Raw genomic sequence first — 13,356 nt, 5'->3', positions numbered from 1 at the left:
GCTTTAGCGGGCTAAGGCGGCGGCGTTCGCTTCGAGGTAGGCGATGTCGCGGAGGTAGAGCTGGTCGTGGCCGTCCGCGACGTGGCTTGCGAAGCCTTCGTGACCAGCCGCCGCCTGGGTCCGCATGAGGTGCACCAGGGCGCGCAGCCGGTTGGCCGCCGCTTCGAGTACGGCGGTGCGATCGGCTGTTCCGTAGGCATCGCAGAACAGTTTCGCGCGGGCGGCCTGCTCTTCGACCGAACCGAAACCGTCCTCATTGGCCGGATCAGTCAGCGGCGCGAACCGGTAGACGGCGTAGCCGAGATCGTGCACGCGGGGGCCGGGGTGCGCGGTGTCGAAATCGATCAGGCCCACGACTTCTTCGCCGCGCAGCACGCAGTTGTGCGGTGCGAAGTCGCCATGGCAGATGACCTCGGCTGGCTCTTCGTCCGGCAGCATCCAGCCGCCGGGAAGCACGAGGTCGGCGGTCGCGTCGTGGTACGCGCGCAGCAGCTTCGCCGCGGAAATCAACGCGGTGGTGCTGCGGGCCGCCGCGGTCAAGGGATAGTTGCTGACCTCGCCAGGAAGGAACTCCAGCACGTCGGTGTCGCCGTCGGTGCCGAAATACCGCGGGGCCTGCCGGAATCCGGCGTTCTCGAGGTGGCGCAGCAACGCCGCGACCCGCTCGCTCCACGGCCGTCGCTCGCGGCGGACCGTATCGCCGATCCGGACGACTGTGTTGAGCCCGCCGACGAACACCTGCCGATCTTCCGCCACACCCTGGAAACTAGCCCGGATTCTCCGTCCGGGCAGCCGAAATAAGCACCACCGACGGCGTGACCCCCTCCGCCCGGTACGCGCTGATCTTGTGGTGCCCGTCCAGCAGCAACGCCCGCGTACCGGACAAAACCACCGCCACCGGCCGGTGCCCGGAGCGGATCGCCGTGCGGTAGTAGCCCACCCGGCCGTCGTCGTCGTCCGGCCAGTCGTTCGCCGGGACCAGGTCGGCCGCCGCCTCGAAGCGTTCCGGGCCGCTGACCCGGTACTGGCCGTCGACGAGCAGGGCCAGCAGGTCGCGGAGGGTTTCCGCCAGCGGGAGGCGTAGCTGGCCGGTCGCGAGCGCGATGCGCAGCGACTGCGGCAGCTCCGCCCGTCCTCCGGTGTTCAGCTCCAGGAAACCCGTGCCGCCGGTGATCGTTACCCGTTCCACGCTCAGAAGGACGCGTGGAACCGCACCAAGGTTCCGGGGCGTGCTTGAGCGAGTGCTCCGAGTGACGCCGGTCTCACGACCGCGACGACCGGATACCCGCCCGTCGTCGGGTGGTCGGCGAGGAACACCAGCGGCAATCCGTTCGGCGGAACTTGAATCGCGCCGGTGAGCACACCTTCGCTGGGCAATTCCGAATTGGACACTCGCCGTAGCGGCGGCCCGTGGAGGCGGACCCCCACTCGGTTGGATTCCGCGGTGACTGTCCACTGTGCGTTGAGAGCGCTCGCGGCGTCGGCGAACCAGTCGTCGCGCGGGCCAAGCAGAACTGGCACGTCCAACCGCGTCGGCAGGGGTGCGGCGGCGACCACGTCGGCACCGGACGGCACCCCAGTGACGGGACCGAGGGGGACCATCATGCCCGCGTCCAAGGTGGAGGGTCCGAGTCCAGAGAGGACATCGGTCGACCGGCTCCCCAGCACCGGCGGGACCGCGACGCCGCCAGACACCGTCAGGTAGCAGCGCAGACCGGTGGCGGGCCGGCCGATCGTCAGTTTTTGGCCTGGCCGCAACGGAATCGGCGTGTGCGAGCCGGTTTCCCGTCCGTCCACGGTCACCGCGACCGGCGGTCCGGTCACCGCGGCGGTGCACGAAGCGGCAGCCCGGACGGTCAGCCCGCCCAGCACGGTTTCGATCCCGGCCGCGTCCTCGGGATTGCCGACCAGCCGGTTGCCGAGCCGCAGTGCAGCCGCATCAAGAGCACCCGACGGTGGGACGCCCAGATGTGCGTAACCGGGGCGGCCGAGGTCTTGCACCAGAGCTAGCGAACCAGGCGAGACGATCTCCAGCGCACGCATCAGACGCTCCGGAACCGCACGCGGAGGCCAGGCGTGAACAACGCTGGTCGCTCGGCGGAGGGGTCGAAAAGCGTCGCCTCGGTGTGGCCGATCAGCCGCCAGCCGCCAGGGGACTCCCGCGGGTAGACGCCGGTGTACTCATCCGCGATGGCCACCGAGCCGGCGGGGACGCGGGTGCGTGGAGAGTCCAGCCGCGGCTGCCGCAGTTCGGCGGGAAGCCCGGCGAGATAACCGAAACCGGGCGCGAAACCGGTGAACGCGACCGTGTAGACCACGCTGGTGTGGAGGGCGACGACCTCGTCCACGCTGAGCCCGGCGTCCTCCGCGACCAAAGTTAGGTCTTCGCCGGAGTAGCGCACGTCCAAAACAACTTCGCGGGCATCGCCGGCCGGAGGATGCGCCAGATCGGCCGAAGCCAGCAACGACCGCGCGGCTTCCAGTGCGCCTGAACCGGGCGTCTCGACCACAACCAGCGTGCGGGCCCCAGGAACGATCTCTTCGACGCCGTCGAGCGCGGCTTCGGCGAGGGTCGCCCGGGCCGCGCTCATCTCCTTGAGCGAGGCGCAGTCCAGCAAGGCAGCGTGTTCGCCGTACCGCCGCCAGCGCACGGCGTCTCCCGGAGCCTCAGCCCACCACGCGGCGCAGCAGCGCGGAGGCGTGCGGCTGCAATTCCTGGCCGACCATCGCGCGTTCCTCGACGTACCCGAGATCGCCGTTCACCAGGCCGTACAGCCGCTGCGCGCCGGTGACCTCCTTGGCCGTCGCGGTGCGGATGACCGCGTCGGTGCCGAGTTCCCAGGCAGTCTGGCTGCGCGGTTTCCCGTAGTACAGCTCGACGATGCCGGAGCTGTGCGTGAGCAGCAGCTCGATGGTGTCGTCCTCCTGCGGACGCCAGAACCCGGTCTCGCGGGCGGCGGGCCGCAGCACGCTGCCGTCCTCGTTCAGCAGCCACGAGCGCGCCTCGTGGACCAGGAACGGGCGGCCGTCGTGGGAGACGGTCAGCTGCTGGGCGAACTTGATCGGCCCGTCGATCGTCGGGTAGTCGATCTCGCCCTCGCCGCGCCACACGCCGACGAGCGGCAGCAGCGCGAGGCACGCGTCGTTCAGGTTCGGGCCCTCGCGCAGGTTCGCCGTGTCGTTCGGGATCGGCAGGTCGTCCCACAACGGCAGGTTGCGGTCGCGCGTGCTGGCGGCCCGCTGCTCGGCTGCCGCGATGGCTTCGTCGCCACTCGTCATGCTGATCAGCGCTGGTCGGCGTACAGCCGGTAGACGACGTAGACCGCGAACCACACGGTGGCGATGCCCGCGATGATCAACAGGGTCGTAAACAAGGTCTCCACAGCGAGGACAATAGTCCGCCCCGGCTCATCCGGCCCTGCGCAGGGTCGCGGCGGTGAGGACGGTCACCGCCAGCAGTGCCGTTCCGGCCACTGACATCGCGGTTCGCAGGCCGGTCGTCAGCGTGTCGCCGTGGCCGAGCAGCGCTCCGAGCGCGGCCACGCCGAGCGCCATTCCGACCTGCCGCGCGGCGTTGACCGTGCCCGCCGCGGTACCCGTGCGCTGCACCGGAAGCCCGGCGAGACCGACGACGTTCGTCGGGGTGATGCTCAGGCCGAGCCCGACACCAGACAGGGTCAACGGGACGCTGAGCAGCCAGTACGGGCTGGCGGTGTCGATCAGCAGGAAGGCGAGGCTGCCCGCCGCGGTGATGGTGAGACCGATCGGCAGCACGCGTTCGGCGGTGAATCGACCGGCGAGCCGTCCGGAGAAGAAGGCGAGAACGGCGTTGGAGACGACGTACGGCAGCATCTGCACGCCTGCCGTCGACGCCGTGCTGCCCCAAGCCTGCTGCAAGTACACGGCGATCAGTACCGGCAGCGGGTAGCAGGCGAAGCCGAGGACGAACGACGTGAAGATCGAAGCGGCGAAGCGGAATTTGCCGAACAACCGGATCGGCAGCATCGGATGCGGAGCCCGCAGTTCTACGACGATGAACGCGATCAGTCCCAGCGCACCGAGCACCGCAACCACGGCGTTGGAAGCGATCACGGCGTAGGTGAACGACCCGATCCACAACGCGCCGAGCAATTGACCGAGCAGGTCGAGGGAACCGTGCGCCGGATCGGACGATTCGTCGAGACCCCGGCGCCCGGCGAGCACCGCGAGGATCCCGATCGGCAGGTTGAGCAGAAAGATCGTGGGCCAGCCGAACGCGTCGGTGATCGGTCCGCCGATCAGCGGGCCGACGACCAGCGCACATCCGGCGACTCCGCCCCACGCACCCAGCATCCGGGCCCGTTCCCTCGGCTCTGGATATGCGTGCGCGAGAAGCGCGATGCCGCCCGGGACGACCGCCGCGGCCGCCGCGCCCTGTATGACGCGTGCGGCGACGAGCAGTCCGAGTGTCGGAGCGAGCCCGCACGCCAGGGAGGCGAGCGTGAACACCGCGAGCCCGCCGAGGTAGATCCGCTTGCGGCCGTACCGGTCGCCGAGCGTGCCGCCGGTGAGCATCAAGGCGGCGAGCGCGACGGTGTAGCCGTCCACAATCCATTGCAGGTCAGTGAATTCGGCGTGCAGGTCGCGCTGGATGGTGGGCAGGGCGACGCTCACCACGCTCGCGTCGAGCAACGCCATGAAGCTGCCGAGGAACACGGCGGCGGCCAGCAGCGGGCTCCGCGTAACGGTTTTCGTTTCGGACACGCTCGCGAGCTTGGGTCCTCAAGCCGCCTTGAGGTCAAGCTCCGGAAAAGCCGTGAGGGGAACCCTGGAGGGAATCAGATTCCCCCAGGGTCCCCCTCACGGAACGTCAATCAGGCGACCGAAATCGCCAGCTGGTGCAGGCCTGGGCCTTCCGCGGTCACGTTGGCTTCGCCGTTGCCGGTGCGGTGCAGTGCGCGCACCGTCCAGGAACCCTCGGCCGCGTAGAAACGGAAGTCGCCGTCCGCCGAGGACACGACCTCGCCCGCGAAGTCGCCGCCGCCGTCGAGCAGCCGGACGAACGCGCCGCCGACCGGTCCGTCGGTGCCGGTGACCTTGCCCGCCAGCACGACCTGGCCGTTGGTGTCGAAGTCCGCCGGGGTCGCGACCTGTGCCGGTGCGCTGCAGCCGTCTGCCATCACTTAGCTCCCAACTCGACCGGAACGCCGACCAGCGAACCGTATTCCGTCCACGAACCGTCGTAGTTCTTCACGTCCGCCTGGCCGAGCAGCTCGTGCAGGGCGAACCAGGCGATCGACGAACGCTCGCCGATGCGGCAGTACGCGATGGTCGGCTTGCTCTCGTCGTAGCCGGCCTCGGCGTAGAGGTCCTTGATCTCCTGCTCGGACTTGAAGGTGCCGTCCTCGTTGGCGACCTTCGCCCACGGCACGTTCAGCGCGCCCGGGATGTGGCCGGGCACCTGCGACTGCTCCTGCGGCAGGTGCGCCGGGGCGAGCAGCTTGCCGGAGAACTCGTCCGGCGAACGCACGTCGATGTAGTTCTTCGAGCCGATCGACTGGACGACCTCGTCGCGGAACGCGCGCAGCGACAGGTCCTGGTCCTTGGCCTTGTAGGTGGTGGGCTCGCGCTTGACCTCGTCGGAGTTCAGCTCGCGGCCGTCCAGCTCCCACTTCTTGCGGCCGCCGTCGAGCAGCTGCACGTTCTCGTGGCCGTAGAGCTTGAAGTACCAGTACGCGTACGCGGCGAACCAGTTGTTGTTGCCGCCGTAGAGGATCACGCGGTCGTCGTTCGAGATGCCCTTCTCCGACAGGAGCTTCTCGAAGCCCTCCTTGTTGACGAAGTCGCGACGGACGCCGTCCTGGAGGTCCTTGCGCCAGTCGAGCTTCACCGCGCCGCGGATGTGCCCGTTGTCGTAGGCGGTCGTGTCCTCGTCGACCTCGGCGAACACCACGCCCGGGGTGTCCAGGTTTTCCTCGGCCCACTGAGTGGTGACCAGGACGTCTTCTCGGCTCATGGGAGGCGAACTCTCTTTCTGGGTTTGGGTTTCTACGAGGACGCCCGCGCGGGGCTGAAACGCTTGATCAGCAGGTACATCTGGCACCCGAGGCAGTAGTTGAACGCAGCGTTGAGGAACGCGGCGAAGAGCGCGAACGCGGTCGCGACGACGCCGAGCGGGGTCACGCCGGTCGCGAAGCCGATCGTGCCGACGAGCGCGAACACGAACCCGACCGCCTGCGCGAACCGCAGCGGCGCCGCGTCCTCGCGTTCGGTCGGCGGCCCGAGCCGCGGCGCGACCACGAGCCGGTACAGCACCGAGTACGGCGCGGGCTTGAGCCCGATGAACGCACCGATCGCGAAGACCACGGTCTGCAGTGCGAGCAGCGGCCACCACTGCGTGACGAGCACGACGGCGAGCACCACCGTGGTCACGATCGCGGCGAACCTGGGACCTCGCGGGTCAACGGCCGGTCCGGCGGACATGGGTTCCTCCTGCTGAGTGCGAGGGGAAAGCGTGCGGACAGCACGCGGCGAAGACGGGTGCGGCGGCGGAACGGCGCGAGACGTGCTTCAGCGCCGACCGGAGGAAGGCAGACACAAGCTGCTGCGCACGCGGCAGAAATCGACCGCGCGGCGCTGCGTCAGGAGGGTGATGGGCAGCTCGTCCACAGGGGGGAGGGTACCCAGGCTCGCTCGCTCCCGGAACCATGTTCATTCCTTGGGACGAGGTCCGGATCCTGAGAATCAACCGTCGCGGGCGATGGTGCCAGGCGTGCCGTTGCGGCGAGGGTCGACGGGCGGCGGCGCGGTCAGTGCGACGCGGCGGCGAGATGCGGGCGGAGCGCTTCGAGCAGCTCCGGGCCCTTGGGCACGCCGCCCACGCGCAGCAGTTCCCGGCCTTGCGAGTCCAGCGCGAGCGTGGTCGGCGTGCTGAGCACCGACAAGGCCTGCGCGACCTCCGGACGTTCGGTGACGTCCAGGTCGACGTGGTGCAGGCCGTCGGTCTTCTCCGCGAGCGACGACAGAATCGCCCGCGTGTGCCGGCACGGGGTGCAGAACGTGGTGGAGATCTGCACCAGGGTGACGGCGGAATGCGGATCAAGGGCCTCGGCGACCGGAGCGGGGAGCGGACGGGTCTGAGCAGCCGGTTTGGCCGCGCGGATCCGGCCGTTGCGGGCGCGCAGGACCAAGCCCGCGGCCGTCGCGACGACCAGCGTCGCCAGCAGCACCCACACTCCGGTCACCGGGATCAGCCTCCGTGGTTGGTGGACAGGTCGGCGAAGTTCACGTCGTGCGCCTCGCCCTTGATGGTCACCGAACCACTGTCCACTCGGACCGCGGTCGGGGTGACCGACAGCGGCAGCCGGGTCGTCGAGATGCTGGCCCGGAAGTTCGGCAGCAGAGCTTTCTGCACCTCCTGCGGAACGATCGTGCTGCCCTGGTCGCCCCCGAACTGCAGCCGGTACGGCACGATCGAGATCGTCTTCTCCTTGAGCTGGATCAGCGCGAAGCAGAAGATCTCCAGCTTCTGCCCGGCCAGCTGCACGTCGCCGGAGATCCGCACGCCCGCGCTGGTGCCGTCGGCCGGTTCGCCGTCGGCGTTGGTCGGCGTCGGATCCGGCTGCTTGCCCTGTTCGCTGTCGCCGTACTTCACATACGCCTGGGTCGACTGCTCGATTTTCAGGTTCTGGAGCTTGTTCAGCGGCGAAACCCGCGCGAGGTCGGACGCCTTGATCGTCACCGCGCCGGTGAGCTTGCCGATCTTCACCGCCTTGGTGTTGCCGGACGTCAGGTCCGACAGCGGCGCGATGACGTCCTCCAGTTCGGCGCTCACACGGAGGTCGCGGAGTTCGTTGCCGACCGGGACGCCGTCCGCGGAAACCGTGATGTGACTGTAGTCACCGGAGAGCGCCTGCACGGTGAACGGGAACCCGTGGATGGTGACCGACGGATCGTCGCTCAGCCCGAGCTGCGCGCGGGCCTTCTGCGAGATCGTGTGCTCGGCGAAGGCGGCCGCTCCGAAATCCGCACCGACCAGCAGGAGCACCAGCACTCCCAGCACGATGAGCCACCGTCGTACGCGCCTGCCGCGGCGGCCGCTTCCGGGGTTCGGGGCCGGTCGGTCGTCCCGGGTCACGGGCCTGCTAGCCATTGCCTCGGTTCTCCTGTTCGGGTGGATTTCGTCGTGGTGCGGGTCACGCCAGCGCCGTTAGGCCAGGTGTGATCGATCCAGCACGAGCTAGGTGCCAGGGTGTTCACCCGCTATTCTCACTTAGCACCGACCGACGCCACATCAGAGGCGACCAATCCGAAGGCGGTGCGGACCATGAGCTTGGACCTGCTGGTGCTGACGGGGGAACTCGACGCTACCTCCGTATTACCCGCGCTGGACCTGCTGCCGCACACCGTACGCGTACGCGAGCCGGAAGTGACGGCCTTGCTCGACGCGGGCCACCGGGACGTCATCCTCCTCGACGCGCGCAGCGACCTCGCGTCCGCGAAGAGCCTGTGCCGTCTGTTGAAGGGCGCGGAGGACGAAGCGGGCACACCGGTCATCGCGGTCGTCGGTGAAGGCGGCCTGGTCGCGGTCAACTCCGAATGGCGCACGGACGACATCCTTCTGCCCACCGCCGGTCCGGCAGAGGTAGACGCCCGGCTGCGGCTGGCCACCACGCGCGACGGCATCGGCCTGCAGGCTGACGCCGAGTTGCGCGTAGGCGACCTTGTCATTGACGAAGCGACGTACACGGCGAAGCTGCGCCGTCGCACGCTAGAGCTGACGTACAAGGAGTTCGAGCTCCTCAAGTACCTCGCGCAGCACGCAGGCCGGGTGTTCACCCGCGCGCAGCTGCTGCAAGAGGTGTGGGGTTACGACTTCTTCGGGGGCACGCGCACGGTCGATGTCCACGTACGGCGGCTTCGCGCGAAGCTCGGCCCGGAGCACGAGCAGATGATCGGCACTGTGCGAAACGTCGGCTACAAGTTCGAGCGGCCGGCGAAGGGCACGAAGCCGGTGGTCGCCGTTCCGTCCGACGCTTCGGAGCTGACCTCCCGCTGAGGTTCGCCGGTAAGGTCGGTTTGTGGCTATCGACCTTGGCGACTGGACGACCGATCCCGACGACGCGGTGCGCGAAGTGCTGCTCGCGGCCAAAGCGACTGACGGACGTCCCGAGGTCGACGCGACCGGGCCGCTGCCGCGCGAGTTCGAGGGCGGGCTGCATCTGCTCGCGCGCTTCGACGGCACGCCGGCCGGATACGTCCACCTCGATACCGAAGGCGATGCCCACGGCCATCAGGTCGCGGAGCTTTTCGTGCACCCGGATTTCCGGCGTCGTGGCGTCGGTACCGCGCTCGCACAGGCGCTGGTCGAGCGCGCCGACGCGGGTTTCCGCGCGTGGGCGCACGGCGATCACCCTGGCGCGGCGGCGATCGCGGCGAAGCTCGGCCTCGGCCGTCAGCGGGAACTGCTGATCCTGCACGTCGATGTGTCCGATGCGGACTGGCCGGAACCGGTGCTGCACAACGGTTTCCGGCTGCGCACCTTCGTGCCCGGCCAGGACGAGGACGCGATGGTCGCGGTCAACGCGCGCGCGTTCGACTGGCATCCCGAACAAGGCGCGCTGACCGCCGCCGAGGTGCGCGCCGAGGAACTGCGGGCCTGGTTCGACCCGGCTGGCTTCTTCCTCGCGGAGAACGAGAGCGGCGAGATCGTCGGCTTCCACTGGACGAAGGTGCACGACCCGGTGCCGGGCCGGTTCGACGGCGACCCGGTCGGGGAGGTCTATGTGGTCGGCGTGGATCCTGCTACTCAGGGTAGTGGCCTCGGCAAAGCACTGACCCTCGCCGGTCTCCACTACCTGCGCTCTCGGGGGCTACCGAGGGTGATCCTCTATGTCGAGGGCGACAATGCCGCGGCATTGGCTGTGTACAACAAGCTGGGGTTCCAGCGTTTCGAGACCGACGTCCAGTACGGTGCGTGATCACGGTCGACGCCACCGGCGGCTTGTGTTACTTTCCGCGTACTAGCAGGTCACGAGCAGGCCACGGCACCCGTTCGGGGTAGTAGTCCTGCTCACAAACGGTGACTTGTTCACCTTCCGTTCACTCAACCTAGGACGATCGTCCACCGAGGCTGCCTAGTGTCCGGTTCCGGTGCGGCTCAACCCGCCGCCAATCCCGACCGGATTCAAAAAGGCACATCTCCGAGTGGAGGAAATGCAGTGAAGATCATGCGGCCCCTGGGTGCCGTCGGCATCGTGGCGAGCGCCGCGCTCGTCCTCGCCGCTTGTGGCTCCGACCCTTCGGCGTCCAACAGCGGCTCGGGCTCGAACTCCGCCGCTCCCGCCGCCACCGGAACCGCCCAGGTCGACTGCGGGGGCAAGAGCCCGCTGTCCGCCGAGGGTTCGACGGCCCAGAAGAACGCCATCGAGGTGTTCAACCAGGCCTACGGCAAGAAGTGCTCCGGCCAGAAGGTGAACTACAACGGCACCGGCTCCGGCGCCGGCGTCAAGCAGTTCAACGCCAACCAGGTCGACTTCGGCGGCTCGGACTCGCCGATCAAGGACGCCGACCTCGAGGCCGCCACCAAGCGCTGCGGTTCGCCCGCGCTGAACATCCCGCTGGTCGTCGGCCCGATCGCGGTCGGCTACCACCTGTCCGGGGTGGACAAGCTGACGCTGACCCCGCAGGTCATCGCCAAGATCTTCAACGGCGGCATCAAGAACTGGAACGACCCGGCGATCAAGGCGGTCAAGGGCAACGAGAGCCTGAACCTGCCGGACAAGCCGATCCAGGTCGTCTCCCGCTCCGAGGAGTCGGGCACCACCGACAACTTCCAGAAGTACCTCGGCGCGGCCGCGAAGGACGTCTGGACCCAGGGCGCCGGCAAGAAGTTCAACGGCGGCGTCGGCAACGGTGCGCAGGGCTCGAACGGTGTCGCGAGCACCGTCAAGGGCGCCGACGGCTCGATCACCTACGTGGAGAGCGCGTTCGCCAAGGACGGCGTCACCCCGGCCCTGATCGACAGCGGCTCCGGCGGCGTCGAGCTCAACGCGCAGAACGTGGCCAAGTCGCTGGACGCCGCCAAGTTCTTCCACCCGGGCACCAACGACCTGGCGATGGACCTCAACGGCATCTACTCCAGCAACGTGCCGGGTGCCTACCCGCTGCTGCTGACCACGTACGAGATCGTGTGCTCGAAGTACTCGAACCCGGACGTCGCGAAGGCCGTCAAGGCGTTCCTGACGGTGTCGGCCACCGACGGCCAGCAGCCGCTGTCGGCCAAGGGTTACGTGCCGATCCCGCAGAGCCTGCAGGACAAGGTGCTGAAGGCCGTCAAGGAAATTTCCTGAGCGACTCCCAGCTGGTACGAAAGCTGACTAGAGACTGTCGATGAGCGACCAATCCTCGACGCGAACGCCCACCGGCGACCCCGGTGGGCGTTCGTCGTCCGCCCGAGCGTTCCCGGAGGATCCGATTTCGGACAAGCCACCCGCGCCGGCGCCGGAAGCGCCGCCCGCGCGGAAGAAGCCGACGAAGGTGCGAGCCGGTGACCGCATCTTCCAGAACTTGACCACCGGGGCCGGGATTTTCGTCGTCGCCCTGATCGCCCTGATCGGGATTTTCCTGGTCGTGCAGGCGATTCCGGCGCTGAAGGCGGACAAGGTCAACTTCCTGTTCAACCACGGGTGGTCGACGAACGACCCGGCGAACATGGCGTTCGGCATCGCCGACCTCGCCGAGGTCACCGTGGCCACCTCGCTGGTCGCGCTGGTCATCGCGATGCCGATCTCGCTGGGCATCGCGCTGTTCCTGACCCAGTACGCGCCGCCGCGGCTGGCCCGGCCGTTCGCCTACATCGTGGATCTGCTCGCCGCGGTGCCGTCGATCATTTTCGGCCTGTGGGGCATTCTCGTTTTCGCGCCCACGATCGAGCCGTTTTCCGAGTGGGTCAACAGCACCTTTTCGTGGATTCCGATTTTCGCGCCGGGCAACATCGCGCCGAACGTGCGCGGCACCATTTTCACCGCCGGGATCGTGCTGGCGGTGATGATCCTGCCGATCATCACGTCGCTTACCCGCGAGGTTTTCGAGCGCACGCCGACCGCGCAGGTCGAGGGCGCGCTCGCACTCGGCGCCACGCGCTGGGAGGTCATTCGCACCACGGTGCTGCCGTTCGGCAAGGCCGGTTTCGTCGGTGCGTCGATGCTCGGCCTCGGCCGCGCACTCGGTGAAACCATTGCGCTGGCAGTGATTCTGCTGATTCCGCAGGGGCGCAACTTCGACTGGAGCCTCTTCGACGGCGGCGCGACGTTCGCTTCGAAGATCGCCCAGAACTACAGCGAGTTCAACAACCCGACCTCGGCCGGCGCCTACATCGCGGCCGGCCTGGTGCTGTTCGTGCTGACGTTCCTGGTCAACTTCGCCGCCCGCTCGATCGTCGGCAAGAAGGGGGAGTGACCGTGTCGACCACCCTCGAACGGCCCGCGACGACACCGGCTTTCCAGCAGGTGAGCGCGGCCCGCAAGGTCAAGAACGGCGTGGCCACCGTGCTGGTGTGGCTGTCGTTCCTGGTCGCCGTGATCCCGCTGGTGTGGGTGCTCTACACGGTGATCGCCAACGGGATCAAGCGGATCCCGTACAGCAACTGGTGGGGCCAGGACTTCGGTTCGGTGCTCGGCGACGAGGTCGGCGGCGGCGTGCTGCACGCGATCATCGGCACCCTGCTGCAGGGTCTGGTGTGCGCGGTCATCTCGGTGCCGATCGGCCTGCTGGTCGCGATCTACCTCGTCGAGTACGGCCGCGGCAAGCTGGCCAGGGCGACCACGTTCATGGTGGACATCCTCTCCGGTGTTCCGTCCATTGTGGCCGCTCTGTTCATTTACGCGCTGTGGGTCACCACGCTCGGCCTGCCGCGCAGCGGGTTCGCGGTGTCGCTGGCGCTGGTGCTGCTGATGATTCCGGTGGTTGTCCGCTCGGCGGAGGAAATGCTGCGGATCGTGCCGGACGACCTGCGCGAGGCGTCGTACGCGCTGGGCGTGCCGAAGTGGAAGACGATCATGAAGATCGTGCTTCCGACGGCGCTGTCGGGCATTCTCGGCGGCATCATGATGGCGCTCGCCCGCGTGATGGGCGAAACCGCGCCGCTGCTGGTGCTCGTCGGCTACACGTCTTACGTCAACTGGAACATCTTCAGCGGGGAGCAGGCGTCGCTGCCGTTGGTGATGAACAACGAACGCGCCACCAACTCGATGGACCCCGGCAGCGTCGGCTTCGACCGGATCTGGGGAGCCGCGCTCACCCTGGTGCTCATCATCGCCGTGATCAACCTGCTCGCCACGGTCCTTTCCCGCATCGTCGCCCCGAAGAAGAAGTGAG

The 13,356-nt window shown here is 68.2% G+C and carries 16 protein-coding genes; 5 read left to right on the top strand and 11 right to left on the bottom strand.

Annotated features, from left to right (window positions below):
- Nucleotides 1-3: 3 nt before the first annotated feature.
- The 11 genes from ACZ63D_RS38360 to ACZ63D_RS38310 form a co-directional block, all read right to left on the bottom strand.
- Complete coding sequence (locus ACZ63D_RS38360) at nt 4-756, bottom strand: aminoglycoside phosphotransferase family protein (RefSeq protein WP_465359235.1); 753 nt, start codon at nt 754-756, stop codon at nt 4-6.
- Between the two features lie 10 nt (nt 757-766).
- A complete protein-coding gene (locus ACZ63D_RS38355) occupies nt 767-1,189 on the bottom strand; it encodes a hypothetical protein (protein WP_465359234.1) in 423 nt (140 codons plus the stop codon).
- A gap of 2 nt (nt 1,190-1,191) precedes the next feature.
- The gene (locus ACZ63D_RS38350) at nt 1,192-2,043 is read right to left on the bottom strand and encodes a 5-oxoprolinase subunit C family protein (RefSeq protein ID WP_465359233.1); all 852 of its coding nucleotides are present in this window, start codon (nt 2,041-2,043) and stop codon (nt 1,192-1,194) included.
- Complete coding sequence (locus tag ACZ63D_RS38345) at nt 2,043-2,651, bottom strand: 5-oxoprolinase subunit B family protein (RefSeq protein ID WP_465359232.1); 609 nt, start codon at nt 2,649-2,651, stop codon at nt 2,043-2,045. Before ACZ63D_RS38345 ends, ACZ63D_RS38350 begins: the two co-directional genes overlap by 1 nt.
- 16 nt (nt 2,652-2,667) lie before the next feature.
- Nucleotides 2,668-3,279 (bottom strand): heme-binding beta-barrel domain-containing protein, encoded by a 612-nt coding sequence (locus tag ACZ63D_RS38340; RefSeq protein ID WP_465359231.1) that lies wholly within the window; start codon nt 3,277-3,279, stop codon nt 2,668-2,670.
- A gap of 129 nt (nt 3,280-3,408) precedes the next feature.
- Nucleotides 3,409-4,743, bottom strand: a complete 1,335-nt coding sequence (locus ACZ63D_RS38335; protein ID WP_465359230.1) for an MFS transporter — start codon at nt 4,741-4,743, stop codon at nt 3,409-3,411.
- A 110-nt stretch (nt 4,744-4,853) separates the two neighbouring features.
- Entirely contained in the window at nt 4,854-5,159 is a 306-nt protein-coding gene (locus tag ACZ63D_RS38330) for a DUF1416 domain-containing protein (protein WP_465359229.1), read from the bottom strand.
- Nucleotides 5,159-5,995 carry a sulfurtransferase gene (locus ACZ63D_RS38325; protein ID WP_465359228.1) on the bottom strand — a complete coding sequence of 279 codons (837 nt, stop codon included), beginning with the start codon at nt 5,993-5,995 and terminating at the stop codon, nt 5,159-5,161. The genes ACZ63D_RS38330 and ACZ63D_RS38325 overlap by 1 nt, the downstream gene beginning before the upstream one ends.
- A 32-nt stretch (nt 5,996-6,027) precedes the next feature.
- Nucleotides 6,028-6,462, bottom strand: a complete 435-nt coding sequence (locus ACZ63D_RS38320; protein ID WP_465359227.1) for a DUF4395 domain-containing protein — start codon at nt 6,460-6,462, stop codon at nt 6,028-6,030.
- A gap of 326 nt (nt 6,463-6,788) precedes the next feature.
- On the bottom strand, nt 6,789-7,223 hold the full coding sequence (locus ACZ63D_RS38315; RefSeq protein WP_465359226.1) for a TlpA family protein disulfide reductase: 435 nt from the start codon (nt 7,221-7,223) through the stop codon (nt 6,789-6,791).
- Between the two features lie 5 nt (nt 7,224-7,228).
- Entirely contained in the window at nt 7,229-8,131 is a 903-nt protein-coding gene (locus ACZ63D_RS38310) for an LmeA family phospholipid-binding protein (protein WP_465359225.1), read from the bottom strand.
- A gap of 174 nt (nt 8,132-8,305) precedes the next feature.
- On the opposite strand from ACZ63D_RS38310, the gene ACZ63D_RS38305 reads away from it, so the two are divergent.
- The 5 genes from ACZ63D_RS38305 to pstA all read left to right on the top strand — a co-directional run bounded on the left by ACZ63D_RS38305 (nt 8,306) and on the right by pstA (nt 13,355).
- Nucleotides 8,306-9,037: a winged helix-turn-helix transcriptional regulator gene (locus ACZ63D_RS38305; RefSeq protein WP_465359224.1), complete on the top strand. Its 732-nt coding sequence runs from the start codon at nt 8,306-8,308 to the stop codon at nt 9,035-9,037.
- 22 nt (nt 9,038-9,059) lie between these two features.
- Complete coding sequence (gene mshD / locus ACZ63D_RS38300; RefSeq protein ID WP_465359223.1) at nt 9,060-9,959, top strand: mycothiol synthase; 900 nt, start codon at nt 9,060-9,062, stop codon at nt 9,957-9,959.
- Between the two features lie 240 nt (nt 9,960-10,199).
- Nucleotides 10,200-11,330, top strand: a complete 1,131-nt coding sequence (gene pstS, locus ACZ63D_RS38295; protein WP_465359222.1) for a phosphate ABC transporter substrate-binding protein PstS — start codon at nt 10,200-10,202, stop codon at nt 11,328-11,330.
- Between the two features lie 187 nt (nt 11,331-11,517).
- Complete coding sequence (gene pstC / locus ACZ63D_RS38290) at nt 11,518-12,438, top strand: phosphate ABC transporter permease subunit PstC (RefSeq protein ID WP_465359372.1); 921 nt, start codon at nt 11,518-11,520, stop codon at nt 12,436-12,438.
- A 2-nt stretch (nt 12,439-12,440) separates the two neighbouring features.
- Nucleotides 12,441-13,355 (top strand): phosphate ABC transporter permease PstA, encoded by a 915-nt coding sequence (gene pstA, locus ACZ63D_RS38285; protein WP_465359371.1) that lies wholly within the window; start codon nt 12,441-12,443, stop codon nt 13,353-13,355.
- Nucleotide 13,356: the final 1 nt, after the last annotated feature.

The sequence above is a fragment of the Amycolatopsis sp. NPDC104775 genome, from assembly GCF_055583325.1.
Note: the sequence above shows the minus strand (reverse complement) of the source record. Positions and strands in the feature narration are given on the sequence as shown.

Excerpts from the sequence above, each read along its gene's own strand:
- ACZ63D_RS38350 (WP_465359233.1), bottom strand. The coding sequence starts at position 2,043 with ATGCGTGCGCTGGAGATCGTCTCGCCTGGTTCGCTAGCTCTGGTGCAA.
- ACZ63D_RS38325 (WP_465359228.1), bottom strand. The coding sequence starts at position 5,995 with ATGAGCCGAGAAGACGTCCTGGTCACCACTCAGTGGGCCGAGGAAAAC.
- ACZ63D_RS38320 (WP_465359227.1), bottom strand. The coding sequence starts at position 6,462 with ATGTCCGCCGGACCGGCCGTTGACCCGCGAGGTCCCAGGTTCGCCGCG.
- ACZ63D_RS38305 (WP_465359224.1), top strand. The coding sequence starts at position 8,306 with ATGAGCTTGGACCTGCTGGTGCTGACGGGGGAACTCGACGCTACCTCC.
- ACZ63D_RS38310 (WP_465359225.1), bottom strand. The coding sequence starts at position 8,131 with ATGGCTAGCAGGCCCGTGACCCGGGACGACCGACCGGCCCCGAACCCC.
- ACZ63D_RS38340 (WP_465359231.1), bottom strand. The coding sequence starts at position 3,279 with ATGACGAGTGGCGACGAAGCCATCGCGGCAGCCGAGCAGCGGGCCGCC.
- ACZ63D_RS38330 (WP_465359229.1), bottom strand. The coding sequence starts at position 5,159 with ATGGCAGACGGCTGCAGCGCACCGGCACAGGTCGCGACCCCGGCGGAC.